The organism is Microbulbifer maximicatervae (SeqCode) (assembly GCF_052468095.1).
The window spans coordinates 3,126,433-3,152,766 of sequence record NZ_CP174332.1; the positions used below are offsets into that span (position 1 = coordinate 3,126,433).

Consider the following 26,334-nt stretch of genomic DNA (forward strand, 5'->3'; position numbering starts at 1 on the left):
ACCTACCCTCAAAAGTTGCCAGCAGGGCGGAAATTGGCAGCTACCCCAACCTACGAACACGTATTTCATCCTGAGAAAAAAACCTCTTTTCAAATCAGAGAACTATCACTGTCACCGCTTTTTTTAAACTGTCACTGCAAGTGTTTTCCTGGCAACAAATACAACTGCAGCCTAGTAAATTATTCCCATTAGTAAATTACCACTGGGATAAAAGACCTATATTCGCTCACCTCTGTCTACACTGGAAAAGAACCCGGATGATTTTGAGTTTCCCTAACCAATCATTTTCTTGTAGTCACCATTCGTAGTAGGAAAGGTAGGATCAGGGATGATGTTGTACTTGATTATCCGCAGGCTCGGCCTGTGTCTGTTATGTTCTTCTCTTTTGCTTCCAGCCTGGTCTTTGGCTGAAACGGCAACAAACCCGGATAAACGGTGGGCTGCAATTGTAGGAGCCGGCCCGGGATTTTCCAATCGTCGCAATGAGCTCACCCAATATCGCCTTGCCATATCCAAGGACCTGCCCTGGCAGTGGTCCCTTGCTGAGAAATGGACGCTCAAAACGCGACTGGAGACCAGTTACTTTGAATGGCACTCCAGCCTGGACGATGGTGATCCCGACGTCTCCAAAAGGGGAGAGGATTTAGTTCACGGTATGTCAGTGAGCCCGGTATGGAGGCTTGAGTACCTGCCCCAGTGGGACAAGCCTATCTTTCCCTACTTCGAGTTTTCCGTGGGGGCCAGTTACATTACTGAGTCCAATATTGTGAGTAAAAACACAAATCACACAACTCTGGGATGCCATTTCCAGTTTGAGGATCGAATTGGATTGGGCTCTGACTTTGGGAGTGAGCGCCGCTGGGGAGTCACAACTTACGCACTGCACTACTCAAATGCAGGAACCTGTTCTGAAAATTCCGGAGTGAATTTTTTTGAGCTGCGGTTGCACTATAACTTTTAAAGAAGAGGATTGAGCAGGCGCCGGCTTGATGTCAGCGCCTGCAGTCATTGGCGGGCCCTAGAGGATGATATGTGGCAGATAACGGCTCATATCCTGGGTAATCAGGTTTGAATCTTCCCGGATGGACATCCCCGCTGCCAGGTCATCAACGAGCCAGCTTCCCACCAGAGTATGGTTCTTTCCAAATTTGGGGAGAGGATGCAGAGCCTGATAGATAAACCCTTCTTGCCCATAGGGGCCATCGGACAGCAAAGTGGTATCCGCCCCTTTTACTACCGAAATATTCGCCCCTTCTCGTGAAAAGATTGGCTTCTTAACTAATTCCGGGAAATCCGCAGCCTTGTCCAGCTCATCCTCAAAAAAAGAGGGAAGCAGATTCGGGTGCTCTGGAAAAAGCTTCCACAACATTGGCAAAAGCGCCTTATTGGAAATAATCGCCTTCCAGGGCGGTTCCAACCAACGGACATTGCTTCCTGCCAACAGGGTCCCGAACTCCTCGCGGAGCATAAATTCCCATGGGTACAGCTTAAACATCCAGGTGATTACCTGATCATTCAAATCGGTAAACTGACCCGCTTCATCCCGGCCAATATCTTCGATAAAGACAAAATGATTATTGATCCCCGCTTCGTAGGCACAATCCTGTAAATATTGAACCGTGCCCCGGTCCTCTTCCGTATCTTTACAGCAGGCGAAATGCAACTCCCTCCCCGGGGTCAGGAATTGTAAATCATGGAAGCGGTTAACCAGCTTTTCCTGCAGGCTATTGAACTGATCAGACTGTAGCGGCAGAGACCTGCGATCGACATTGTCCTGCAGCCACAACCACTGCCAGAAGCCGGTTTCATACAGAGAAGTGGGAGTATCAGCATTGTTCTCATAGAGCTTTGCCGGCCCCTGTCCGGAATAGGCAAAGTCCAGGCGAGAATAGAGACTGGGGTCGCCATTACGCCAGGATGTTCGCACAAAGTCCCAGTGCTGCTCGGGTATACAGAACCGCCTCAGCAACTCCTCATCCTCAAGCACACGGGCAACGACATCCAGGCACATCTGGTGAATTTCTTCGGTGGGATCTTCAATGTGCTTTTCTATCTGCTCCAAGGAGAATTGATAGTAGGCGCTTTCATCCCAGTAGGGTTCGCCATACATGGTATGGAAGTGAAACCCGAACTCCTGCGCTCGCTCTTGCCAACGCGGGCGCTCACCAATCGGCAACCTCAGCACAAATCAGCCTCCCCAGCCGCGCGAACCACCACTGCTGGAGCGCCCCCCTCCCCAGTTGGATTTGGCCGATGCCACTGCACCAAAGCCTCCACGGGAAACCGTTTTGGTAACTTTAGGCTTAGGCGCCGTAGCGCTTTTATCCACCTTATAAGATGAACGGCCATAATCGCCAATGATGCCGCCGTCAGCTGTCATCAGCTTGTCGCGGTAACGGGAACCTGAATAGCGGTAGACCGGGTTGTAGTAGCCATAGTTATAGTGGCGATCCCTGTCATTGAGCATGGAGCCAACCATAAAGCCCGCCATCAGAGGCATCCAGACGCCGCTACTGGTCTCTTGGCAGCTACCGAACTCAGCCTCACACTGAGAGAGACGGGAATACTTGGGCCCGGTGCGCTCCGCTTCCTCAACCGCGCGCTGATAAGCTGCTTCACATTGAGCTTCGTCCAGCTGGGTATTGGCCACACAGTCATCTACTGAAGAGACAACTTTAACTTCCTCATCTGAGGAGCAACCGACCAGGGCAGCCGCTACACCTAAGGCAAGTGGGCGCAGTAAAAAATTGGAGCCACCGCCCTTGCGCATCCTTGCCAGGTTAATATTCTTGGTACGCTTCATTACCACCCCCAATTAGTAGCTCATGCAAGCCGCATTCAATACGCCAACAGCGATTGTAGTTGCAGCCAACATAACACCGGCACTCACCTCTCCATCTTCGATGCGCTCAACAATACGCGGCATAAACCCAAAGCGGATAATGGCAAAAGCAATTAACTGGGCGATCAATGCAACCAAGGCCCAGATGGCGAAATCGACAATAGAAATAGAGTTACTTGCAGCACCACCAACGGCAATTGCAAAACCCAAAACAGCACCACCAAAACCAATAGCGGCAGCCGTATTCTTATCTTCGCGTATCAACTTCCACTCATCGTGAGGGGTCACCAGTGCGTATAAAAATTTAAACGCGATCAAAAGTACCAGCGACAGGCCAAAGTAGGCCGCAAAATGCAAGATACCAGTCAGTAAATCATAAGGCTGGTCCATTAAATATCTCCTTATTATCCGTGTATTGTTATTTGTGAGGGGGTCAGAGTAATGCCGGTGCTAATCACCAAGCTGCGGCTCAAGTAGCCTGCATCCTCTTCTTTCTCTTCAGCTGAGAGAAAAAGGGATTCGGTTTGCTGATCAGACAATTCGCGCTCAAAAAGCATGGTGAATTGATCCGTTACTGAATAATCACCATCTTCATCGTAAGTCTTCTCGGCCATATGCACTGGGTTGTGGTAGTCCCCTGCTGCGGTCCATACACGGCTATAAGAGCGGTCCTGCAGGTGATAACTGGGTGCGCCAATATCACTCTTTAACAATTTATTCCAAGCCTGCTCCGAACCAACATCCAGAGTGTCGTAAAAATGGAACAGCTTTACATCGACCACATGCTCATCCCGCTGACCGCCCTCAGCAATCACTTGTAGCCAGGCATCATCATCAGTGTAAAAGCGATAAATCCAGGTACCATCTAGTTCGACAACACCGGCCGCTTTAATGATCTGGGTCGGTGAACAGGATTCAATGGTCAGTTCATCGAGTATCAGACGAATGGCCAAAGGGTCCAACTCAAAACTCGCCCCCATTCGCAAGCCCATAATTTCTGGAGTCTTGACCTTTGGAGCATCCTTTCCCTTTATTTTATTTATCAGTTTGGTAAACATGTACCAACACCTTCTTCATTACTTTTTATATCGAAACAGCTTTTTTCATCGAGCCGCTTTGCAGAGATATAATACAGCATGTCGCCCTCGGTGACCTGATCGGTAAGCCCCGGGTTCACATCAATTTTAACCACGCCCTTTCTACGTACCGCAATTAAGGTCGCGGAGAGATCCCGCTTAAAATGGTCAAATAATTCACCGACAGGAAGAGGCTTCTCACCCCGATATTCAACGCTGTATTGGGTCATGCCGTATGTGCTATCGAGCAACTGTCGGTGCAACCTTGCGGAACCGGGGTCAAGCGAGGATTTTGCCAACATCTCTACAGCGACAGAGGGAATACATTCGATATTGGGACAGTGGGCACGGAGCAATTCACCCACATTTTCATCTTGGAAATAAGCCGTTTTATGGCTGTTCGGGCTGAGCTTGTCGCAGAATAAGGCGGTTGTAAGGGTTACATCATCCAGGGGGTTGTCGATAATAATTCGAGCGGCATCGGCCAACCCTGCCCTCTGCATACCTTCCCCGTGGGAAAACGATTCCACCCGGACAAAATCAATCTTACCCGGCATCGGATTTTCGATATCGGCTTCAACACAGAGGACAATCTCTGCTGCGCTACCGTTTGTTTTGGAGAGTAGCAACTCAATCAAGCGGAGCGTTCTGGTACCGTTCCAGCCGATAATTACTGTGTGATCAATATGGTTTGTCATACGCAAGCCCTTCTTGCCGCGATGCACAAATTCTGAAACCGCAAAGCCAATTCTTGTGACCACCATGGCAAACAGGCTGAGGCCCACTGGGATCACCCAAGCGGCAACCACGGCTTTACCCTCAGGGGTTACCGGGGAGAAATCGCCGTAACCTACTGTCGATGCGGTAACGACCAACCAGTAAAAGAAATTCTCGCCCGCGACAATATCAGCTTCACCGGCAATTTTGAGCAGCCAATAGGAGATGAAAACATAGCTGCCTACAGCTATGAGAATGGTGGTTACATTGGCCCGAATGAAAAGCGACGCCAGAAGGCGTCGCACTCGATAAAGCAGCACTGTGTTAAGCCTTTTCGCGGCCCGCTAACAGTTGAGCCAACTTATCGCTGCCACTTTTCTGGCCGCCGGGCTTGATGCCCGCCGCTTTCAGCTTGGCATCCAGGCTGGAACCGGTTTCCTCTGAAGCCAGCTCTTCCGCAGCTTCAAGCTCAGCGGCACGCTGCTCCTGCTTGTTTTTGATGCGATCCAGGCTGTCCAGCGCTGTTTTGATCTTGCTGTTCGCACCCATGTGGCGGGAAGAAACCGCTACCTGTGCTTTTTGAACAGACTCAGTCGCTTTGATCTGGTCAATCTGCTGCTCCATACGGCGCACATTGGTTTTTGCCTGGGTAATATTACCTTTCAGGGTGCTCTCTGAACTCAGGAATCCATCCAGGATGCTGCGCTCAGTTTCCAGCTGGCTTTCCAGCTCAGTAACACGCTCTGCACACTCAAGAGCGAGTTCGTTATCGCCCTTTTCACTCGCGTTGATTGCGTGAGTGCTATAGGTTTCAACGTCGGCTTGCAGCGCTTGGACCTTACTCTCAGTAAGTTTGCGCTTCGCCATGATTTTGGTCAGGTTTTCATCGCAAGCTTTCAATTCTTCCTTCGCCTCGCGTAATTCTTGATCAAGAATACGAATCGATTGGCTATCCGCTACTGCTTCTGTTCCTTCGTTAACTGCGCCTTTCAAAGCAGTCCAAATTCTCTTAAGGCTCATGCTACACCCTCCGTTTCAAAATGATCGGCAAATAAATCCAGGAAGTCACCCACATTGGAAAACAGGGTCTCAACCTCCTCGATAACAACTTCGTCCTTGCTGGACACCGACAGAGCACCGAAAGCGACGTAGTAGTTCTCACCACCAATATTCTTAATCGCAATGGCTGTCAGGGGCACCAGCTGATGTGTTTGCAGAACCATTTCATTGAGCGCTGCCACATCATCTACCTGGCTCACGGGAAACAGAATGCTCTCTACAACTATCTGTTTCTCGCCAACATAGACAAACGCATCGACGCCTTCATCGTTGGAAATACTGAGGCAATCCCCCTCAGATTCGACCACCCATCCGGAGTGGTTTTCCGCCAATTGGCGCAGGTTCTCATTGTTCCAGGTCATCTCAACTCCCTCGCTGTGGAATATTGGTCACAAATATAGCACCAAAAAATCTGCGGTCAATAACTTATTACAAACTAATGTTGCAAATAATACACACAAAGATAATATTTACCACATTGGTGATAGTGAATAGGACGGAGTAGAGCCCATGGACCACAAGCAAAGCCTGAGCAACCAGCAAGCACTGACCCCTTACAAGCAGGCAATTGCTCGCTATGTGCGCGCATCAATGGCACTAAAGGGCATGCGTTACGGGGATCTCGCCCAAGCACTGGCCGAGAGAGGAATTTCAATGACACCGGAAAACCTGCGCAGCAAAGTCAGCAAGTGCATGTTTTCAGCAGATCTGCTGGCAGCCATCATCGATGCCATGTCGGTGGAGGACAGCGCCATGCTTGAAATCCTCAAACAGGCCCGTGAGCTGCAAGATCGAGGACTCTATGCCGAGCAGGAGAAAAGCTAACACGCCACCTCCTTGGACACCAGTACACGCGATCACACTTTGACTCCGTCGTCAGTAATCAAGCTTACCCGCTGAAAAACCGGGGTATCCACGACTCACCTGCACAGCTCCTTTACAGGTGAGTTAGTAGTGATGCAATTTGACGACTGGCTCACCATTACCGCACTTTCCGACAACCTCAGGCTCTGAAAGCTTGGCCCCTGCAGGAATAATCTTATTCGTTGGCCACCAAACAAAGCAGGCATACCTGAAATTGACTGCCCAGTTACAGTAGAGGCGTCCGTCCTCTTCCTCATAGAACCGCGCCTGGCAGAAACTTAAAGTGGGACTTCGCACCCCTTGAACCTGCTGCGGATCAGCCAAAGAAACTTGGACTCCGGCAATTGCAACCACAGAGAGGGAGAGAATCAGCAACCAGGATTTCATAGATCTACTCTGGAATTTTGCTCAAATCTCCTTGAAGACTAGCAGCTGCGGCGTAACTTTCATCTCTGAGCCCTAAGCAGCGGCACTAACCGTCAGGAATAGCAGCTTCAGATACAGGCACTTTTTCCTGCTGAAGGATCGTCAATAACTGCTCGATGCAGCCCTGCCGGTCTTTTCGCCAGTTAATATACGGCAGGGGAAAGACCCGAATGCCCGCCCGATACAATGCCTTGTAGACCTTTACACTAAAGTAAGACTCGTAGTCGCCGGGATACCCAATCAGGTCAATACCGATAAAACGCCCGCTCACAGCACAAACCACATCTACAATCTGCCCAGCCACAGGAAAGCCTACCCAATGGGGAATTTCGTGCTGGGTTAATAAATGGCTAACTTCACTCGCAAAACGACATACGATTTCATCACCCTGCAAATGACTGCCAACGGAGTGTGGAAACTCAACATATTGACGCAAGAGATGATCCGTAGGGAGAGCTTGGGGCTCAATCGACAATGCAACCAACTGCTTTTCTTTTGCCCTGGTAATTGCGACATTAAACACATCCGCCCGGTTTAAGTAGCTGGCTGCCCGCAACGATTGATTATCAATAGCCATGGAGATAAGCATTAAATCTCGCTCCTCTCCTTGAAAACCATAGGGCGTGGCAACGCGTACAGAAAAACTCTGTAACTTCTGAGAGGAGAAAACCTTAATCAACTCCCCTTCCAAATAATCGGCCTGATCCCGATAGGGAGACAAAACACCGACCGACGGCCGAATTGCAGCATCGGCATAGCGCTCGAAATGCGCTTTCAATTGCGCAATAACCCAGTCGCGCTCTACGGTGTTTCTCCCATTTTTCCTCCGGCGCCCTGGCAGTTGATAAAATTCTAGCGCCGACTCTGGTAATGGTTTGGGCCTGGCCCTCATAACTTTCAAGCGGCCGGAGTAAAAAGCATGGTTACTGAATGCGATCAGCTCTGGATGGCTGCGAAAGTGCTCATCCAGCATCACAACAGCTTGTTGAGTGGGAATCACGTCTGAAGCCAAATCCAAAAGTGATTGATCCCTATAGCTCAGTTTTGGCGGCACCCCGGCATCTTTTACCACTCCCTGCCAGATACTTTGCTGCCGGTTGCGGGAAAGAAATGAAACATGCCGCAGTTGCTTACTGTCACCGACAATCACTGCCCGCTCAGCTCGAAACAGAGCCGGCAGTGAACTCGCAATATCACACTGGGTTGCCTCATCAAAGACTACCAAATCGAACATGGCGGGCGATAACGGCAGCACTTCATTGAGTTCATCTGCCTCCACCAGCCATATGGGGAACGCCTGCATTACCACCCGCATATCAGTTTGGGCAAAGCGCTCCGCCTGTACTTTTGAAGTTCGAGATCGCAAGGCTTGATTGAATTGGCTCAGGGTACCTCGATTCTTTTCCAGCAGTCTGTGCAATGTATCGCGGCGATAAGTATTCAAATACTGACTTGCCAGGCTTTCAAAGTTGCGCCGACAATCATCAATCGCACCTTGTGATTGCCACAGGCTTTTAACACTCAATCGACTTGCAAAGAAGCTCCAGGCATATCGCGCTACCCACTGAGCAAACCGACCTACACTAACAGCGCGCGCCAATCCCAGCTCTTTAGAGAAGCGCTTCTCCAAGCCCCTCAAGGCTCGATAAGCCCTCTTCAATTCCCTCTTCACCTGGGCAGGCTTTCTCTCTGGAAGTTCCACCCCCTCTTTCAGCAGCCTATCCAGATGAGCTTTTAAGCTGGGGATAAAACCCCGCTCCTCTCGATGTACATACCCTTGAGTCAGCCCGTACTCATCTCGCAATTTATCCCGCACCACATCCAATGCTTGCTGGTTCTTCGATACCACCAAAACACTTTCACCATGCAGCACTCGATCGAGAACCATAGCCGCGATCGTAAAACTCTTTCCCGTACCGGGCGGACCTGAAACAAGGCTAAGAGGAAAGCGAGCCGCATTTTCCAGTGCCCCCTCCTGAGCCCCACTCAACAGACCCGGCAGCATATCCGGCTCACACGCTTTCTGTGCAGTTTCCCAGTGGCACTCTCCCAGTAATGCCTGTAACGGAGGAGATAATTTTTTTTCCCTGCCTAAAAGTTGTAATTCGTGCAGTACTCCACGAGAGCCCCTTGATCTATCTGCAAGAATTACCGCACCCGCCGAGACCAAGGACAACTGAGCACCCTTCGATGCACTTTCAACAGCTGCCTTACCACTCAAGTTAGGCCAGCGCCCCAATTCCTCTACATTTTCCAAAATAGTGTAATGGGTTAGCCAGCGGCCGACGTCAGCCAGCTGTGTCGAAGAAAGCGGCGAAGCAAGCACTGGGAAACTATCTGTTATTGAGGACTCAACATCAGGTTTAAGCAGTTGACGTAAAACAGGGAGATTAACGTGAATGTTTGCAGAGTTGATCTCTACAAAACAATCCTCATCAAAATGTAGCTTGGCGGGAAAATAAAGTAGTGGTGCACAGAACTTGCGTTTTACACTTAGTCCAGATTGGAGAGCATAGTTACCACAAATAAACAGGCAACCATAAATCAGCCGCCGCTCCTTTCGGTAAGCATCCACTTGTTCCAGCAGTTTTGCTCCCGAAGTAGCGGAGACAGGTATACGTGGTAACTCATCAGCCCCCAAATAGTCCCGCTCATCTAAGAACAGACGCCGATTCGATTTGAGATTTAGAATATTGTTCAGGGAGAGGTCGTAACTGTCAGCTTGATAGCAGCGCCGAAAGTATTCGATTAACTTCTTGGGGGGGTGCTGCATATCAAATAACTCCTGGGGGACAACAAAATTCTAACGGATGCCGGAACCTTGTTATACCCCCAGAGACTACTTGTCCTCAGCCATCCGCCATTAGCGATTGATATTTGCGGCGCTCGCCCGCACTCAATTGAAGACCATACTTATCTACGATTGCCATAAACCGCTTGAGGTAAACTTGCTTGACCGGTCCATAGGGCGGCATCCACTTGTCCGGCCCTTTGTGGCCTTTACTTTGGTTACGACCGTCATCAACCAGCCATAAATTCTCGATGTCCTCAGCAAACCGCTGCTTTCGCTTGCGCGTCCAATCCGCTCCCCCGTGATCGTGCGCCCACTTCAGCGGCACAATATGTTCCACATCAAGATCTGAAGCTTTTACAAAGAAGCCGCCTGTGTAGGGATCCAGCCACAAACCGGTGTCTACTTTGCAGTGATTGGAGCGGGTATAGGTTACCGGGGATAGTGAATAGCGAATTAACAACTCATGGCGGGTATCCTGGCAATCCCGATCGGAATCAGACCACTTGGGCAGCCACTCCGCCCGATCATAGGACGCTGCAAAAGCGGAAAAACTGAAGGAGAAAACTACAGCAATGGAAAAAAGCTTAGAAACTGACCGAACGCTCATACATCAACTACCAATCAAACCAGAGCGCTAGGTTACAAGAAAGTGTGTACCAATTGTATGCGGCGATTCAAATCAATAAGAAATGGTTCAAACGTTATACAAAACACCCCAAATGAAAAAATAGGGCTATAGCAAGAGTAATGAAGAGCAGGATATTTCGATCAATTTTTTTACACCTGATAAAAATGCCCTGCCTGATTAACGCTTGACAGGGCATAATTTATCAACGATAGATTTTGCTACTTGTCCAGCCCTACCGCTTGAGGGATATAGATTGCGTGCAACTGTCCTCCGGCCATCATTTCCTGAATCAATTGTGTAGAGGGGCCATTTTTTTGGTCACGCACATTAAAGGAATTCAGGTAACTATCCACTCGACCTTCAAAATCATAGTGAAACTGGGTTGAACTCAAGAACCAACCATCACCCAGAATATCGCCCACATAAATAACCCCGGATGCTTCAGCATCGGTAGAGAGCGCAGCCTCCATCCCGGTATCATCCAGCCCACTGCGAACCTTGGAGGATTGTGAGTAGTATTGACGGTAGGGCTTACTCTCCACATGCTCTTCCAGCAGCGCTTGGTATTCCTCCTCGGTAGGCTCAGCTTCCAGCTCTCCACTTGCCAGCTGTTTCTCGATCTTCAGATCGAGCTCGTCTTCACTATCGCCAATAATTTCCGGGTTAAATTCGGCAACACGAATCATTTCTCCGGTTTCAGGGTCGAGAACGTAGATTGGTGAGTAATAATTAGATTTATCAAATTGCAACACCAAGCGAGTCTTATTATCGACACCAGCAACCGCTGCCATATTGTCGAAATTTTCATAGTTGTCAGTTATATCGCCATCGGATTTGCTACTCACTACTCTCTTGATGATTCCACCATCTATTGGATTGGTGATATCCGCAAACTCAATCTGGTATACACCGTACTTGGCTCCAAAATAAAAGCTATTGGGATCTAATGGGTCCCAATCACCATCTTCCGGAGAACGCCACTGGGAGACTTCCATTCCGGTGGTATGAATGCGGAAAGCCTCCTGGCTCATATCGCGAATATCTTCTGACTTCCCATCGCCGTCGGTATCCCGGTTGGAGAGTTGTACCAACTCAAACATCAATTCGCTGTCGTCAAACAGCGCTCGATTGTCACTATCACTAAAATCAACCACCGGAGCGCCATCTCTATCCAAAACCCGAACCGCATACAGCTCACCATTGGTCAAGCCAGCCTTATCAACTTCACTGCCTTCATTGGTTTTTTCACCAACATAGACTGTGAGAAAACCTCCATTGCGATAAGCATCATCCTCATCCCCCCGAGGCCGTTCATCATCGACAGACAGCAGTATGGTTTTATCCTGTGCTTTATAGTTGGGTACGATATTTTCAAATCGAGATTTACCGAGTAGTGGCAATTCATAAGCATCACCAGCATTGTCTCCGGTTGTCAAAACAGCGATACCGCGACCGATATAAATTTCCGATTTGTCGTACTCGTAGACAGACTCGATCTCACTCTTGGCTTTCGCCTCACCACTGATGCTACCAAAAGCATCAAATCGAAGGCCTTCATAACCACGCTTCTCAACCAAACCATCGTAATAAGTTTTGAGGCTCTCGCCACCGTCACTCTCTTCGCCGGTCAAGAACATCCGCACCTGGGTGCCCTTGCCGCTTTCCGCATTATAGAAAGCAGTTTCAGCTGGCAGAGTTGCGGAGCAGAAGCGTTCGAATGCTCCCGTATTCACAAGGTCCCCATCCGCATCAAAATAGGGTTTCATTTGTGTTACGTAGGTATATCCTGGAGATTCAGCAACCTCACCATCCGTGTCATACAGGGTACGCCGCCAGGCATAAACACCTTTAATCAGGTCCTCACCACCCTCAATTTCCCCGGTGGTTTTATTGATTACCCACTTTGAAATGAAGGTGCCTGTCGATCGGAGACTGCGATTTGAGTTCTCCAGCACCACCCCATCACCGCCAACAAAGTTGTAGTGTTCCTGGTTCATAAACAGGGTAAATGTATCGTCGTCATTATCCAGATACCCCAAACCATCGGGTTCTCCAGACAATACATAAAGGCCATCCGTATCCGCAGCATCGAGACTTGGGTGCTCCTCGAATATAGGAAGCATATCCTGTTGGGGAACATTTTCACTGGAGTAATCAGTGGGGAGATAACCATTGCTGAGCAGATTAATTACCTTGACGTTTTCAGCCGTGGCGACAACATGTGGTACCTGCATTGTTGAAGGACCAATATGCGCAGCAGCCTCAGAACCAGCAACTGATTCAAATAGACTGACTTCCTCTGGCACTTCCGGATCTGGAGTTACCACTATCGGATCATCATTATCGTCACTGCAACCAGACAAAATTGCCGGTATAGCAATAGCTAACGCTGCTCTTTTGAAAAATTTATGATTTTTCATTGCCACTCCAATGCGTTGATTCCCCACCCGAAGGCAGTTCCAGTTATAAAGGCGGCATAGAGTAGTTGTGCTAAATGACAGACTTAATAAGGTTTGATTACAGACGAAAAAAAATTTAGTTCAATAAATTTAATTTCCTACGTAAAGCTCTTCATATATTTCAATGGAAAGCTCCCCCTCAGAAAACAACCCTATAATTTATGGATAAAAAACGAAGACAAAAAAAATCCCGTACCAAGCGAATAGTAACTTGGCACGGGACTCTTAGATCAGCCCCAAATTAGGGCAAACATGTTTTAAACGGATACAGGTTCGCTAATAGCCGCCTCTTTGCGTTGCTCCTTGGTTTCAGTTTCCCCGCCGATTACTTCGTTGGGTCTCACTTTGTGGAATACCGCATAGAACACAGGGATTGCAATCAGTGTCAACACCGTAGCAAATCCAAGCCCACCCATAATTGTCACCGCCATATCCGCAAAGAAAGCGTCGAACAGAAGCGGGGACATTCCCAAAATAGTAGTGACAGCGGCAAGGAATACCGGACGCAAACGGCTAACGCTGGCCCGTTGGATAGCTGTCAATCTCGGTAGGCCCGCGTGGGTCTGAACCTCAATCTCATCCACCAATACCACGGCATTTTTAATCAACATACCAGACAAGCTGAGGACACCGAGAAGAGACATAAATCCAAATGGTAATCCCGTCGCCAACAACCCGACAACAACACCGACGAGACACATAGGAACAACCAGCCAGATAATCACTGGCTCCCGAACAGTACCGAACAGCAGTATCGACACCAGGATCATAATCAGGAAGCCCAAGGGTAAACCTTTACCTAACGACTTCTGCGCATCGGTAGAACTTTCGTACTCACCACCGAATTCAACCTTGAAGCCTGGTGGCAACTTCATCTCTTCAACCCAGGGACGTATACGGCCAAAGGCTGCCATTGCCGTAACACCTTCAGGCGCATCCGCACTGATGGTAATAGTCGGCACCCTGTTGCGTCTTTGGATCAATCCTTCATCAGCGGTTAACTCGAAATCAGTAATCAACTGTCCTGCCGGAATATATCCCTGCTCATTGGGGCTCCACACCAAGCGGTCTTCCAGTGAACCCACTTGATTGCGATCTCCCTCTGGCATGCGGGCAACAATAGGGATAATACGGTCACCGCTTTCAAAGTCGCCAACGGTGTAACCTGCAGTGGCAAACTGAATCATACGGCTGACATCAGCATTGGTAACCCCGGCAACTCGCGCCCGCTCATCATCCAGATGTGCGTGCAGAGTAGGCTCTCTGCTGCGCCAGTTGTGACGAATATCTTCCAGTCCTTTTTCACGGAACTGCTGTTCTACACTGACCGCCAAGGTACGCAGTGTCTGGTAATCCGGACCTGAAATACGCACTTCAACATCCGATCCGCCACCGGGACCAAACACCAGGCGCTTGAAAGTAATCAATGCTTCCGGCTGCGCTACACGCAACTTCGCCTTGGCACTCTCAATCAACTGGGGGATTTGCTCCCGGTTTTCAGTGCGAACAATCAACTGGCCATAAGACGCATTGGGTGGCTCGGGAGCATAGGTCAGCATAAAGCGATCAGCCCCGCGACCAGCTACCGCCGTTACGGAGACAACTTCATCCTGTTCTTGGAAGAATGCAGTCGCTTCCTGAAGCGCCCTGTCTGTACGGTTAATATCACTGCCCTGAGGCATGAAGTAGTTAACATAAAAAAGAGGAGCATTTGAATTGGGGAAGAACCCCTGCTTCACAAACCCGAAAGCAAAGTAGCTGGCCAGGGTCACCACAATAAGTACTGCAATGGTCAGGCCCCTGCGCTTCAACGCTCCTGATAAAGCACCGGAATACATGTTGTAGAAGCGGCCATCGTACGGATCATCCGAGTCGGCTTGCTTACCCGGCTTAAACAGGTGATAGCCCAAGTAAGGAGTAATAGTAATTGCCAGTATCCAGCTGAGTAGCAGGGAGATACCAATTACCGCAAACAGGGAGAAAAGGAATTCGCCAGTAGCATCATCGGACAGACCGATACCGGAGAACGCCATAATACCGATAATGGTCGCACCCAGCAGCGGCCAGAAAGTCTGGCGGACTACGCGCCTGGCAGCACTCTTAGGCTCTTCTTTTCTCTGAACCCCCATCAGCATCCCTTCGGCAACCACAATGGCATTATCAACCAACATACCCATGGCGATAATCAGGGCACCGAGAGAGATCCGCTGCAAATTCAAGCCAAACAGGTTCATGATTAACACGGTGCCCAAAACGGTCAAACCGAGGACAGTGCCAACCACAACACCGGATCGCCAGCCCATAAATACACAAAGTACTAGAGTAACGATCACGACAGAGGAAACCAGGTTAAAGAGGAAACCGTCAACACTCTCCTCTACTACCTGGTGCTGTTCGTAAATAGGATGGATTTCTACACCCAGGGGCAATGCCTGTTTAATCAGCTCCAGCCTGGCCTCTACCGCCTTGCCAACGTTCACGATATTGGTATTTTCCGCACCGGCCACACCCAGCAGTATGGCCTGCTTACCATCAAATCGGGCAATAAAGCTTGGGCTCTCATCATAACCGAGAGAAATATCGGCGATATCACGGACGGCCAGCATCGCGGTAGAACCGGGCACGCCGACGAGAATATTACGAATGGATTCCAGGTCACTCGCAGGATTATCAACCAGTATGCGGGTACGTAAATCCTGACCTCCAATCTCGCCGACTTTCTGGGTCGAACTTTCAGATTGCAGTACCTGCGCTAAGTCATCTAGGGAAAAACCAAACTGGGCCAGGCGGGATTCATCAATATCCAGGTAAGCCACTTCGTCGATAATGCCTGAGCGGGAAACCTTGGCAACCCCCTCAACTCCCAGTAACTCCCTGCGAATCGCTTTGGTAATTTCACGCATTTCAGTCAGCGAAAACCCTTCTCCGGTAATCGCATAATAAATACCGTAAACCTCACCAAAATCATCATTCACAATAGAAGGTAAAGCGCCGCTGGGCAGGTCACTTTGAGCATCATTAACCTTGCGCCGCAATTCATCCCAAACCTGGGCAAGTTCCTGCGAGGCATACTGATCTTTGATTTCCACCCGAATTTCAGACATCCCCGGACTTGAAGTGGAAGAGACCTTGTCCAGCTGTCCCATTTGCTGGATGGCTACCTCAAGCTTTTCGGTGACCTCCTCTTCTACACGCTGGGCGCTGGCGCCTGGGTAGAAGGTGTAAACACGGGCTTCCTTGATCGTAAACGCAGGATCTTCGAGGCGACCAATATCTGAAAGCCCCCAAAGACCACCGATTAAGCAAATCAGCATCAACAGCCAGCTATAAACTGGCTTTTCTATAAATATGTCAGAAATCTTCACAACATTTTCCCTACTGTTAACAGGGCCAGAGCTAACACACTAATTAGTGCTGTGCGTAATTGCGTACTTTTGCACCGTCATAAAGGTGCTGGCCGCCGGTAGCAACCAGTTTCATAGAAGGGCTAATGCCATCTTTAATCTGAACCGACTCACCATCAGTACGCCCGAGGGTCACGGAAGCTTTGGAGACAGACTGGTCTGCATTAATTTGCCAAACATAGGGCTTACCTTCCGGGCCAGTCTGCACTGCTGAAAGGGGAACCCACAGGTCACCACTCGCTTTATTCAACTTCACACTAACGCGAGCGGTCATGCCGGGAAGGATCTGTACATTTTCGGGGCGGGGCATTCCAAACTCGACAACGTAAGTCTGGGTAACGCTATCTGCCTCAGCCTGGTGCTCACGGTAAGTAAGTGGGAACTCCTTGCCCGGCAGAAATTCAAACTCGGCGGTCATGGAGTTGACTTGCTCTTCATTAACCGTGGCCAACAGCTTTTCAGGCACGGAGATTTGAATTCGAACTTCAGAAATATTCTGCAAACGGACAATTGCCTGGCCGGCCTGGACGTTGGTGTAATTCTCTACCAGCTGGCGAGTTGCCAAAGCATCGAAAGGAACCCTTAGCTGGGTATAAGCCAGGTCCTGCTCAGCACGTTCCAGGGTAACTTTAGCCAAGTCAAAGTTACTTTTCGTTTCATCCAGCTGCTGCTGTGAAATAACTTTTGACCCTGCCAGAGAGCGCTGACGATTGAGGGTTTTTTCCAGCAACTCTACATTTAATCGGGCTTCTTTTACCCTGCGCAGGTAATCCCGCTGATCAAGTTCTGCGATCAGGGTTCCCTTAGGAATAATTTCACCTTCGCGAATTGTGAGCTTGTCCAGCTTCCCGCCAACCTGGAAAGATAGGTCGACACTCTGCACTGCCTTAACACGACCAGCAAACTGTCGATCTTTGACCTGGTCATTACTGGCAACGGTAGCTACTTTCACGGGCCAGACGTGCTCTGCTTGCGCCTGCTCCGTCTTCGATTCGGAGCATCCTGCCAGAACTGCAACTGCTGCAATCAAAACGGCCAATGAGAAACGCGATCTTGGCGATATATTCATATTCATCATCCACAAACTGTATTAACTGGGGCTGACCTTTAGTTCAGGTCGGCAGAGAGCGCCAGCAGACGTCCCTGTAAACGTTCAATAATCGGGTCTTCAGACTCAACCACACCGAGTACGCGACCCAGGAACATGCCCTGGGCCGCCAGGATTAGCAGTTCCGCCATTTCCGGGTCACGATACGCATCGCAGATATCGCGACGCTGCTGCTCCTCTTTGTCTTTTACCGGCCCCAGCAACATGGGGTCTTCGGCCACGGCGGCGATCAGTGAGCGAGGCAGCCCCTTGTCGTCCTCCATCAATTCAAAAATGCTCTTCAAACGCGACACCAACAAGCTGTCCCCCGAGGACACAAAAGTGGCAACACTGTCATCTTCACGAGCTATTGCCGCCTCCAGCATCGCCTTCAGGAGTGACTGCTTAGTTCGAAAATGATGAATCAAACCGCCCTTGCTGAGCCCGCACTGTGCAGCCACCGCATCCAGGGTCAACTTACGCGCCCCGCGATCCCGGACTACTTCTTCTGCTGCTCGAACAATGGCAGCTTTGTCGACTCTCGACACATGACCTCCTGGGCATCACCAATCAAAACCAACCGGTTGGTCGGTATCTTAGCGGCAACATTTCAAAGGTCAAGCTATGCTACGCTCCCTCCCCAGAAAACATGGTTAAAAAGTGTTACGAGAGCGTTAAGTTCACGCTGGAGAGATGATTTATGACGGATCGGTACTGCCCCTGTGGATCGGGCAAGCCCCTTGATACCTGCTGCGGACTCTATTTGTCGGGAAAAGCTTACCCCAATAATGCAGAAGCGGTTATGCGCAGTCGCTATACAGCCTTTGCAACCGGAAACTTTCGGTACCTGAAAAAAACCTGGCATCCCGACACCTGCCCAGAACTGCAAGCTGAGGATATTGAAACCCAATGGACACAATTGGAAGTTATTAAGAGCAAGGCGGGACTAAAAAAGTCGATTGTAGAATTTAAGGCTTGGTATACAGAAAATGACCAAGAACACCTGATTCACGAAATTTCACTATTTAAGTTATTTAAGAAGCGCTGGGTATATTTGGAAGCTCTACCCAACTGGCCTGATGGGAAATAGGCTAGCAGAGAACACGGCTAACTAAAGAGGCGATATCAACGAAAAAATAGCAGCAAAAGCCTGGGGGCGGGAGTCGCACTCCCGCACCTCTTTACGAAGCTTCTGCTTGCTAGCGAAACGACCCGAAGATTTTGCCTTTACGTGGGCACCGCCCTTTCTCATTAGCGGATTACGCGCAACGTAACTACGAATTTTTTCTTTCTTTTTCATAAAACTTCACCTTTTACTTTTAGTAGATCCACTCTTCCAAATATCTTCTCACTCAAAACTTGTATTGATACCTCCTTATTTACCCCTTGATACAAATTACCTGGCGTAGCGTGTGCACCACTTCCACAAGATCGGACTGGTTCTCCATCACCTGATCAATATCCTTATAAGCAGCAGGAATCTCATCCAGAACGCCCTTATCTTTACGGCATTGCACACCTTGGGTCTGATCTTCCAAGTCCTTTCTGGTAAAACGCTGGCGAGCCGCTGTACGACTCATTTTTCGGCCAGCCCCGTGTGCGCAGGAACAAAAGGATTCCTTATTGCCAAGCCCACGCACGATATATGACTTAGCCCCCATAGAGCCGGGAATAATTCCCAGTTGATCTCTCTGGGCACTAATAGCCCCTTTGCGAGTCACGAATACATCTCTATCAAAATGGCGCTCGCGAACAACATAATTGTGGTGGCAGTTAATTGCCTCTGTGGTCAAAGTAAACTTTGGTAAGCTGACCTTCAGGCATCCAAGCACAAGCTTCATCATTTCCTGCCTGTTCCAGCGCGCATATTCCTGCGCCCAATTAACCGCCTCAATATAATCGTCAAAATTCTGGCAGCCTTCTGAGAAATAGGCCAGATCCTTATCCGGAAGATTGTGCATATGCCCAGCCATATCCCGTCGGGCCAACTGGATAAAATGCTGACCAATAGCATTGCCAATCCCTCGACTCCCCGAATGCAACATCACCCAGACAGCACCACTCTCATCAATACAAATTTCGATAAAGTGATTGCCACCCCCCAATGTACCCATTTGGGTCACCCAGGTTTTTTGTGGTTGATGCAGCCTCTTCAGTAGCCCTGGATGCTTTGAAAACAATCTATCCACACCGGGAGCTAAAAGTTTGCAGGCAGATTCCCTGGCGCTGATCAGTTTATGTCTTCCCTGACCAACCGGCACTTTCACCTCAATGGCGTCCCGCAGTGCTTTCAGATTGTCTGGCAGCTGATGGGCATGTAGCGAAGTTCGCACCGCATTCATTCCACAACCGATATCCACCCCAACGGCAGCAGGAATTATCGCACTTACCGTTGGGATCACCGATCCTACCGTTGCCCCCTTTCCCAAATGCACATCCGGCATAGCAGCAACATGGGAGTGCACAATAGGAAGCTGAGCAATACTCTTTAACTGTTGCATTGCCTTGGGCTCAATATCATCGGTATAGATTTTTACCGGTACCGTGCCAGGCGGTGCATTTCGATTTAACACTGTTTTTACAGGCATATTTTATCCCTGGATTAATCCACTTAACAGAAACGGCAATCCAAGCTAAAACAAAAAAGCCCCGGCATTTGCCAGGGCTTTTGGAAGGTCTGGCTTGGAAAGCAATATCACTTTCCAAGCTCAAGTGCGTGAAAAGCGATTAAACAAATAAACTCTTAATATCTACATTTCGCATTTCACGGCTCCTTAGTGGTGCGATCCACTTCAAAAATACTACCAATTAGAATGCCAACCTTGAAACTAGATCAGCAATGGAATTTAGGTGCAGTTTATTCTCATTTGGTACCATGTCAAGCCTGTTTTTTGTCTATCGATAAAAATTCTACCCTGAATTCACTGACCAACTTTTACTTTTCAACATAGCTTGAGGGCTCGCTATGCCATAAAATCGTGTTACCGAAATTACAGTCCAGTCGCCACACCCCCAAAATGACCACACAAGAACCTACCATTCTCTTTGAAGACGACTACTTACTTGCCGCTTATAAACCAGAGGGGTGGCTTGTTCACAGATCAGAAATAGACCGCCATGAAAAGCGTGTACTTTTGCAATATTTGAGGGACCTATGTGGTAGCTTTCTTTATCCAATACATCGACTGGATAAGCCTACCTCCGGTGTTATTATTTTTGCGAAAAGCAGCGAGATTGCTGCTCAGGTACAGCAGCAGCTGGAAAGTGATTTATCATCAAAAAAATATATTGCTGTATGTAGAGGATATAGCCCGGAAAAAGGTGTCATTGACTATGCCCTCCCCCCCGTTGCCGACTTCAAACACCAGAGGAAGCGACCGAAAACGGATCTGCCACGTCAGCAGGCTGTTACACTGCACCGACGCTTGGAGACTATTGAGTTACCTTATGAGGTTGACCGCTACCCGACCAGCCGGTATTCCCTGGTAGAAATCCAATTGAAAACAGGGCGGCGCCATCAAATAAGAAGGCATTTCAAGCATATCCATCACCCTCTGATTGGCTGCCCGAAATATGGAAAGTCAACCCATAATCGTTTCTTTGCCAACAGGCTCGAGTGCTCTAGACTGCTTTTGCACGCATCTGAACTCAAGCTTGAACATCCGGTGAGCGGTTCTCAACTGAAAATACAATGCGAAATACAGGGAAGTTTCTTGCAATTAATTCAGCGATTTAAATGGCAACTTTAATTTATAAAACTCCTAAGTTACTAAAAACCCCTCAAGCCAAGCCTTACATGGTGCATGGGGCGACTTGCCCAGGATAGGAGCACAATGGTGCTGAATTAATAATTTCCGATGTGCAGCAGGCTGAACTTCCGCCATTTAATTGGCCGCATCCGGGGCCGCCACAGGCCCCACACGAGCTGGAACAGCAAGCTCCCGACCCATTGTATATTCCAGCTTTCTCATTTTCGCATACAGCCCCCTTAAGGCCATATATCTTTCTCCCTTGCTTCACTGAAATATTGTCAAAGTAGGCATAGACTTTTTTGGAGGGTGACCACAAAGCTGAACTACCGCCATGAAAAGTACTGAACTGAAATTTATCAATAGCTACCCTATCACTACCAGTCAGCCGTAACCCTTGTTCCTCTACAATTTTTTTGCCATTTATAAATAGCTCGATATATCCGTCAGCATTAGTTGCACTGCTATTTAATTGCACAAACAACTCAATCCGATACCAAGTATCCCGCTCAAATCTAAAGCTGTCATTCCCTTGATACCCATCTCCACACCGAGCGACTCTATCCTGATGATAGGTATAGAGCCCGACCCTACCCTCCGCACCAAACTTAACCCGCACACTCCAACTCTTCGGATCGATAGGTACGCATCCTGAAGCCTGCCCCCCACCAGCAAGGCCGTGTAGCTTACCTCCCTTAACAAATTCGAAGTTCCGATGAAACTTCACATCGTAAGCGAGAGTTGCCGATGAAACAGATTTGGCTAATTGGGTTGATGAACTAATTCTCTCAGAGCCCTTTTCATAAGGAATATACTGAGCTTCCAGAGCATACCCATCACCGGGCATTGGAATTAAATTTAAATGCTGATCATCAAACGTGGCCAGTGGTTGTAAATCAAAAGTTCTTCGCAACAAGGTAATATCGGTATATCTCATATAGGGAATCCCAACCCGATATCTACCAGAATTTGAAATTGTACTGAATCTGCCTTGATTTGATGAAAACCCGTATACATAGATCTTCTTTCTTACAAATTTTTTCATTTCCTCATAATTCAAATAGAACTTGAATCCATGGGGAACATCCTGGGTATCACATATATTGGCAATTCCTTTTGACGACGCCTGATCAGCTCTAGAAATTTTTATCGGAAACCCGCTTCTCCTATCGCTACCTAGATAAAGACCAACAGAAACTGACTTGAATACTCCTTTCTGACAAGCCCACCCAGAAACAACCAAGCCTCCCCCCAAATATTCAACCCGATCAACCCTACCGATCATCTGGGCGAAATCCTGATTACCTATACTAAATGAAAAAAGAGTCACGAGTAAAAACACGGATAACATCTTGAATAATACCCGACAGCATTGACATCACTATTAAATATAGAAGCTACTTGTTCGGATGAGTGAGGGCACACATAGCCCGAGAAAATCATAAGAAAGCGCGAAAATAAATGCTAAAGGATTCCGCCGTCTTGGCGGAACAATATTGGATTTAAGGGCGTTTAACGCCCTTTAGAAACTTGATGCAAAAATATTCACTGAGATGAAAGGCGGTAGTCACGCCAATAAGGGAAGTAGAAACTAAAATTAGTGTTCAGGGTTACCGTGAGAAGCCTCTTCTTGAGATTTACTGCGAATCCCAAATAGCCCCTTGCGCTCAGTTTTACCTTCTGGCTCCGGCTGTAGGAAACTACGCAATTTATCTTTTTCCCACATGGCATCCTGATAGCCGAGATCGATAAGTTCCTCGATATATGGCCTTTCAAATAATAGATAACTGGCTGCGGAAACACCGCCACCGGGGTTGGTCGCACCCGTTGAGCGGAACAACCAGCGTAGCGCCGAGGGGAGGTGACCAAGTTTTCTTCCACTAAGACGCCCTAAACTCTGCGAGGGCTCAATAACAACCGACTCTACCGAACGCAACAATTTCAAATCCGTGTGATCTATTGGATCCACATAGTCAAGTAACATATTTACTCGATCCAGATGCTCCAAGTCTGCCTCCAAGCTATCGATAAATGCGGCATTGAATAACTGAGCAGCTATTTGTGCCATCGAAGGGGACTCCATCTGCGCAGGACTGTTGCGACTCCCCCAATGGGCTGGAGAACGGTTGTCCGACACACCCACCACAAAGACACGCTTGGCACCAAGATGCAGTGCCGGACTAATCGGGGCCATCAGACGAATAGCACCATCGCAAAAATAAACTCCATCCAATTTGACCGCCGGGAAAATGGCAGGAATTGCTGCTGACGCCAATAGGTGGTCCGAGGTTAATTGAGTGGGCACTCCAAAGCGACGAAACCGCTGCCATCCTTTAACATTCTCCGCTCCTTGAAAAAAGCTGACGGACTGCCCTTCACTATAAGAAAGCGCATTAACACTTGTGGCATGCAAATGCCCAGCCGAAATATTTTTTTGAATATTGTCAAAGTTTATCTCGCGCTCAACCAAACTGCGCAGCGGACTGTTATCCAGGAGTGCCAAAGGTTTTTGTCTACCCACACCTTGGTTCAAGAGCGAACGACTAATAGAAAACAGATTTCCAAGTAAACTACGCCAACTGGTGCGATAAACCTGCTCAACACTAAGCTGCAACCAAACTGAGCACATTCTGTCGACAGCTTCTTTAAAGGTACCTGTATGAGAGGCGAGAAGCATCGCGTTCATCGCTCCTGCAGAGGTGCCGCAGATTATTTGAAAGGGCCGAGGATTATCTTCTGGAACCAGTTCCGCAAGCGCCCTTAAAACGCCCGCTTGATAGGCAGCACGCGCACCTCCCCCAGAGAGAACCAGAGCGTTACGCTGGCCAGGTTTGTTACTTTCACTGTTACTTGTCGACAAAGTTTTCTTCCAATACAACAAGCCCGCAAACAACAGAGTCCGCTTAAAGGCTATTGAGAAAAAAGCCCATATACAACTCAGATTCAGAGTTGTCGGGGATATTTGGTAAGATAAATAGAATCTTTTAAGTGTACTTATTATTCTAAATCGATAGATCTATTAGAGAGCCATATCTACAACGTAACGACCTATTCCATGCCCTCTATTTAAGCGCGCAAGAAACTCCGGAGCCTGATCAAGGCTAATATTCTCTGCAGTACTGTCGAGCTTATCGCCGATATACCACTCACGGGCCAACCGCTTCCATACTTCTGCCTTCTTTTCTATTGGCAAAACAGCGCTATCCACACCCAACAAACTAATACCGCGCAAGATAAATGGAAACACATTGGCGTGAAATTGAGCACCTGAAGCCATACCACAAGCAGCCACTCCGCCGCCGTAGCGCAGGGATTTAATGACATTAAAAAGCGTTTCCCCGCCCACAGTATCTACAGCCCAAGCCCACAATGGCTTGGCCATCGCTTTATTGGCAAAAGGGGCCAGTGTATCCCGGTCGAGAACCTTCCATGCGCCCAATCTCGCCAAATAATCAGCAGACTCCAACTTTCCCGTCACTGCTGCGACACGAAAGCCTAGCTTCGCCAGCAAGGCTACGGCAACAGAGCCGACGCCCCCCGTTGAACCTGTTACCAGAATCTCTCCATCCTCAGGAGATGCGCCGGACTCCAGGAGCTTTTCAACACAAAGCGCGGCGGTAAAACCCGCCGTACCCAGTGCCATAGACTCCCAAGCTGTTAGGCCCTCGGGGACTGGCAAGGCCCATTGCGGAGGAACGGCAATACGCTCTGCAAGTCCACCAGAAGTATTCATGCCCAAATCGTAGCCATTGACCAATAATTCGGCACCCGGTTGAAACGTCTTGCTCCGATCGAACAGCACTTTGCCCACCGCATCAATGCCCGGAGTATGGGGATAGGTATTAGTAATCCCACGATTGCCAAACGCAGATAAAGAATCTTTGAAATTCAAGGATGAATAACTTACGGCCAACAGCAAGGGGTTATCGGGAAGCTCAGAAAGTTGACGCTCAACAACAGACTGGTCAAACTTTCCCGAAGCTACTTCAGCAACCTGAATTGCCCGAAATTTTTCATCCTTTTCTATTTCCATGGGGTATATCCCGCAGCACTATCAACCTGTAACGTTACAACTATTGAGCCTGATGACGCAGAGCTGCCAGCCGTGAAAAGAGACGAGTGACCGCCGATTCCACACCTGCTTCTGCCGCCAGCCCTATTTTCTTAGCTATATTTTTCCGTTCTTTGAATTCCACCTGATATAAGTCGCAGTCCTTAGCACAACTGGTCAAGTATTCATCTGATGTTTTCAGTTCATCGACCAGTCCCAAGGATAGAGCTTTTTGCCCGAACCAAACCTCGCCCGTGGCAACTTTGTCGACGTCAAGTTTTTGACGGTACTCCCCGACAAAGTGCTGAAACAGAATATGGATCTCATCTAAATCCTCTTGGAACTTCTGTTTACCTTCCTCAGTATTTTCACCAAACATGGTTACAGTGCGCTTGTACTGACCCGCAGTAAACAGTTCGTAATCGATATCATTGCGCTTCAGCAGGCGGTTAAAGTTCGGCATCTGAGCTAAAACACCAATAGAGCCCAACATCGCAAAGGGTGCTGCCAGAATACGGTCTGCAACACAGGCCATCATATAGCCCCCACTGGCAGCTACTTTATCAACAGCAATAGTCAAATGGATACCTGCACTGCGAATCCTGGTTAACTGGCTGGCGGCCAAACCATAGTTCGCCACCATGCCCCCAGGGCTTTCAAGACAAAGGAGAACTTCATCTCCGGACTCTGCCACTTGAAGAATGGCCGTCACCTCTTCACGCAAGTGGGAAAGCGCACTCGCTTTGATATCTCCATTAAATTGCATAACAAAGACACGCTTGCGCTCGGAGACCAACTCCCCTTTTATACCCTTGGACTCATGCTCCCCTTCCTCTTTAGCAACGTCAGAAGAAGTAGCAGCACTTTTTTCAGGCTGCTTTTTGCTCTCAGCTTTATGTTTTTTAGCCAGGGCTTTTTCCTGAGTCTTCTTTTCTTTCGCCATTTGCTTTTTACGACGGGCGAATTCGTGCTTATCCATCACAGCTTCAAGCAGTGTTTCTTTAAACTGCTCGTAGCGATCATTCAAATGTGTAACTGTGATATGGCCCTGAACACGCTCTTTCAGCTGCTCTCGATTTGCAAAAATAAAACCTATCAACACCATTAAGGCCACGACAACCGTAACAATTTTGGCTAGAAAAAGGCCGTATTCAATTAAAAATTCCACTTAGACTCCA

Annotated in this window: 24 protein-coding genes; 4 read left to right on the forward strand and 20 right to left on the reverse strand. The window is 48.6% G+C overall.

Going from position 1 to position 26,334, the window contains the following annotated elements:
• Positions 1-328: 328 nt before the first annotated feature.
• Positions 329-961, forward strand: coding sequence for an acyloxyacyl hydrolase (locus tag ACJJIL_RS13465; protein ID WP_444905741.1), 633 nt, complete (start codon positions 329-331; stop codon positions 959-961).
• Positions 962-1,018: 57 nt separating this feature from the next.
• On the opposite strand, the gene ACJJIL_RS13470 is transcribed toward ACJJIL_RS13465, so the two are convergent.
• From ACJJIL_RS13470 to ACJJIL_RS13500, 7 genes are read right to left on the reverse strand one after another with little or no spacing between them, the layout of a single operon-like run.
• Positions 1,019-2,185, reverse strand: coding sequence for a glutathionylspermidine synthase family protein (locus ACJJIL_RS13470; RefSeq protein ID WP_444905742.1), 1,167 nt, complete (start codon positions 2,183-2,185; stop codon positions 1,019-1,021).
• Positions 2,186-2,188: 3 nt separating this feature from the next.
• Positions 2,189-2,803 (reverse strand): DUF1190 domain-containing protein, encoded by a 615-nt coding sequence (locus ACJJIL_RS13475; RefSeq protein WP_282933397.1) that lies wholly within the window; start codon positions 2,801-2,803, stop codon positions 2,189-2,191.
• A 12-nt stretch (positions 2,804-2,815) separates the two neighbouring features.
• Positions 2,816-3,232 carry a DUF350 domain-containing protein gene (locus ACJJIL_RS13480; RefSeq protein ID WP_282933398.1) on the reverse strand — a complete coding sequence of 139 codons (417 nt, stop codon included), beginning with the start codon at positions 3,230-3,232 and terminating at the stop codon, positions 2,816-2,818.
• A 14-nt stretch (positions 3,233-3,246) separates the two neighbouring features.
• Positions 3,247-3,900, reverse strand: a complete 654-nt coding sequence (locus ACJJIL_RS13485; protein ID WP_413665198.1) for a YjfK family protein — start codon at positions 3,898-3,900, stop codon at positions 3,247-3,249.
• Positions 3,885-4,955: a potassium channel family protein gene (locus ACJJIL_RS13490; RefSeq protein ID WP_445359935.1), complete on the reverse strand. Its 1,071-nt coding sequence runs from the start codon at positions 4,953-4,955 to the stop codon at positions 3,885-3,887. Before ACJJIL_RS13490 ends, ACJJIL_RS13485 begins: the two co-directional genes overlap by 16 nt.
• Before the next feature lie 4 nt (positions 4,956-4,959).
• Complete coding sequence (locus ACJJIL_RS13495) at positions 4,960-5,655, reverse strand: PspA/IM30 family protein (protein ID WP_282933401.1); 696 nt, start codon at positions 5,653-5,655, stop codon at positions 4,960-4,962.
• Positions 5,652-6,056 carry a DUF2170 family protein gene (locus ACJJIL_RS13500; protein WP_108732689.1) on the reverse strand — a complete coding sequence of 135 codons (405 nt, stop codon included), beginning with the start codon at positions 6,054-6,056 and terminating at the stop codon, positions 5,652-5,654. Before ACJJIL_RS13500 ends, ACJJIL_RS13495 begins: the two co-directional genes overlap by 4 nt.
• Before the next feature lie 148 nt (positions 6,057-6,204).
• On the opposite strand from ACJJIL_RS13500, the gene ACJJIL_RS13505 reads away from it, so the two are divergent.
• Positions 6,205-6,519, forward strand: a complete 315-nt coding sequence (locus ACJJIL_RS13505) for a DUF6471 domain-containing protein (RefSeq protein WP_108732688.1) — start codon at positions 6,205-6,207, stop codon at positions 6,517-6,519.
• 123 nt (positions 6,520-6,642) lie between these two features.
• Here the strand turns inward: ACJJIL_RS13505 and ACJJIL_RS13510 are convergent, their stop codons facing one another.
• The 7 genes from ACJJIL_RS13510 to ACJJIL_RS13540 all read right to left on the reverse strand — a co-directional run bounded on the left by ACJJIL_RS13510 (position 6,643) and on the right by ACJJIL_RS13540 (position 17,904).
• A complete protein-coding gene (locus ACJJIL_RS13510) occupies positions 6,643-6,945 on the reverse strand; it encodes a hypothetical protein (protein WP_282933402.1) in 303 nt (100 codons plus the stop codon).
• Positions 6,946-7,030: 85 nt separating this feature from the next.
• Positions 7,031-9,757, reverse strand: coding sequence for a DEAD/DEAH box helicase (locus ACJJIL_RS13515; protein WP_445359936.1), 2,727 nt, complete (start codon positions 9,755-9,757; stop codon positions 7,031-7,033).
• Positions 9,758-9,833: 76 nt separating this feature from the next.
• Positions 9,834-10,385, reverse strand: coding sequence for a GmrSD restriction endonuclease domain-containing protein (locus ACJJIL_RS13520; RefSeq protein ID WP_282933405.1), 552 nt, complete (start codon positions 10,383-10,385; stop codon positions 9,834-9,836).
• A gap of 239 nt (positions 10,386-10,624) precedes the next feature.
• Positions 10,625-12,826, reverse strand: coding sequence for a hypothetical protein (locus ACJJIL_RS13525; RefSeq protein WP_445359937.1), 2,202 nt, complete (start codon positions 12,824-12,826; stop codon positions 10,625-10,627).
• 296 nt (positions 12,827-13,122) lie between these two features.
• Positions 13,123-16,230 (reverse strand): efflux RND transporter permease subunit, encoded by a 3,108-nt coding sequence (locus tag ACJJIL_RS13530; RefSeq protein ID WP_444916110.1) that lies wholly within the window; start codon positions 16,228-16,230, stop codon positions 13,123-13,125.
• Positions 16,231-16,273: 43 nt separating this feature from the next.
• Positions 16,274-17,338 (reverse strand): efflux RND transporter periplasmic adaptor subunit, encoded by a 1,065-nt coding sequence (locus ACJJIL_RS13535; RefSeq protein ID WP_445359938.1) that lies wholly within the window; start codon positions 17,336-17,338, stop codon positions 16,274-16,276.
• Positions 17,339-17,376: 38 nt separating this feature from the next.
• Positions 17,377-17,904: a TetR/AcrR family transcriptional regulator gene (locus ACJJIL_RS13540; RefSeq protein ID WP_282933409.1), complete on the reverse strand. Its 528-nt coding sequence runs from the start codon at positions 17,902-17,904 to the stop codon at positions 17,377-17,379.
• A 152-nt stretch (positions 17,905-18,056) separates the two neighbouring features.
• Here ACJJIL_RS13540 and ACJJIL_RS13545 point away from each other — a divergent pair, with 152 nt between their 5' ends.
• The gene (locus tag ACJJIL_RS13545) at positions 18,057-18,446 is read left to right on the forward strand and encodes a YchJ family protein (RefSeq protein WP_282933410.1); all 390 of its coding nucleotides are present in this window, start codon (positions 18,057-18,059) and stop codon (positions 18,444-18,446) included.
• 21 nt (positions 18,447-18,467) lie between these two features.
• On the opposite strand, the gene ACJJIL_RS13550 is transcribed toward ACJJIL_RS13545, so the two are convergent.
• Together ACJJIL_RS13550 and ACJJIL_RS13555 are read right to left on the reverse strand one after the other, a co-directional pair.
• A complete protein-coding gene (locus ACJJIL_RS13550) occupies positions 18,468-18,656 on the reverse strand; it encodes a hypothetical protein (RefSeq protein ID WP_413665191.1) in 189 nt (62 codons plus the stop codon).
• Between the two features lie 79 nt (positions 18,657-18,735).
• On the reverse strand, positions 18,736-19,944 hold the full coding sequence (locus ACJJIL_RS13555; protein WP_444932768.1) for an RtcB family protein: 1,209 nt from the start codon (positions 19,942-19,944) through the stop codon (positions 18,736-18,738).
• Positions 19,945-20,334: 390 nt separating this feature from the next.
• Here ACJJIL_RS13555 and ACJJIL_RS13560 point away from each other — a divergent pair, with 390 nt between their 5' ends.
• Entirely contained in the window at positions 20,335-21,105 is a 771-nt protein-coding gene (locus tag ACJJIL_RS13560; RefSeq protein WP_445359939.1) for a pseudouridine synthase, read from the forward strand.
• A 43-nt stretch (positions 21,106-21,148) separates the two neighbouring features.
• On the opposite strand, the gene ACJJIL_RS13565 is transcribed toward ACJJIL_RS13560, so the two are convergent.
• The 4 genes from ACJJIL_RS13565 to sohB all read right to left on the reverse strand — a co-directional run bounded on the left by ACJJIL_RS13565 (position 21,149) and on the right by sohB (position 26,324).
• Complete coding sequence (locus tag ACJJIL_RS13565; protein WP_445359940.1) at positions 21,149-22,348, reverse strand: polysaccharide lyase; 1,200 nt, start codon at positions 22,346-22,348, stop codon at positions 21,149-21,151.
• A gap of 354 nt (positions 22,349-22,702) precedes the next feature.
• A complete protein-coding gene (locus ACJJIL_RS13570) occupies positions 22,703-23,965 on the reverse strand; it encodes a patatin-like phospholipase family protein (RefSeq protein WP_444916104.1) in 1,263 nt (420 codons plus the stop codon).
• A gap of 159 nt (positions 23,966-24,124) precedes the next feature.
• Positions 24,125-25,138, reverse strand: coding sequence for a YhdH/YhfP family quinone oxidoreductase (locus ACJJIL_RS13575; protein WP_445359941.1), 1,014 nt, complete (start codon positions 25,136-25,138; stop codon positions 24,125-24,127).
• 40 nt (positions 25,139-25,178) lie between these two features.
• Positions 25,179-26,324 (reverse strand): protease SohB, encoded by a 1,146-nt coding sequence (gene sohB, locus ACJJIL_RS13580; protein ID WP_445358662.1) that lies wholly within the window; start codon positions 26,322-26,324, stop codon positions 25,179-25,181.
• Between the last annotated feature and the right edge of the window lie 10 nt (positions 26,325-26,334).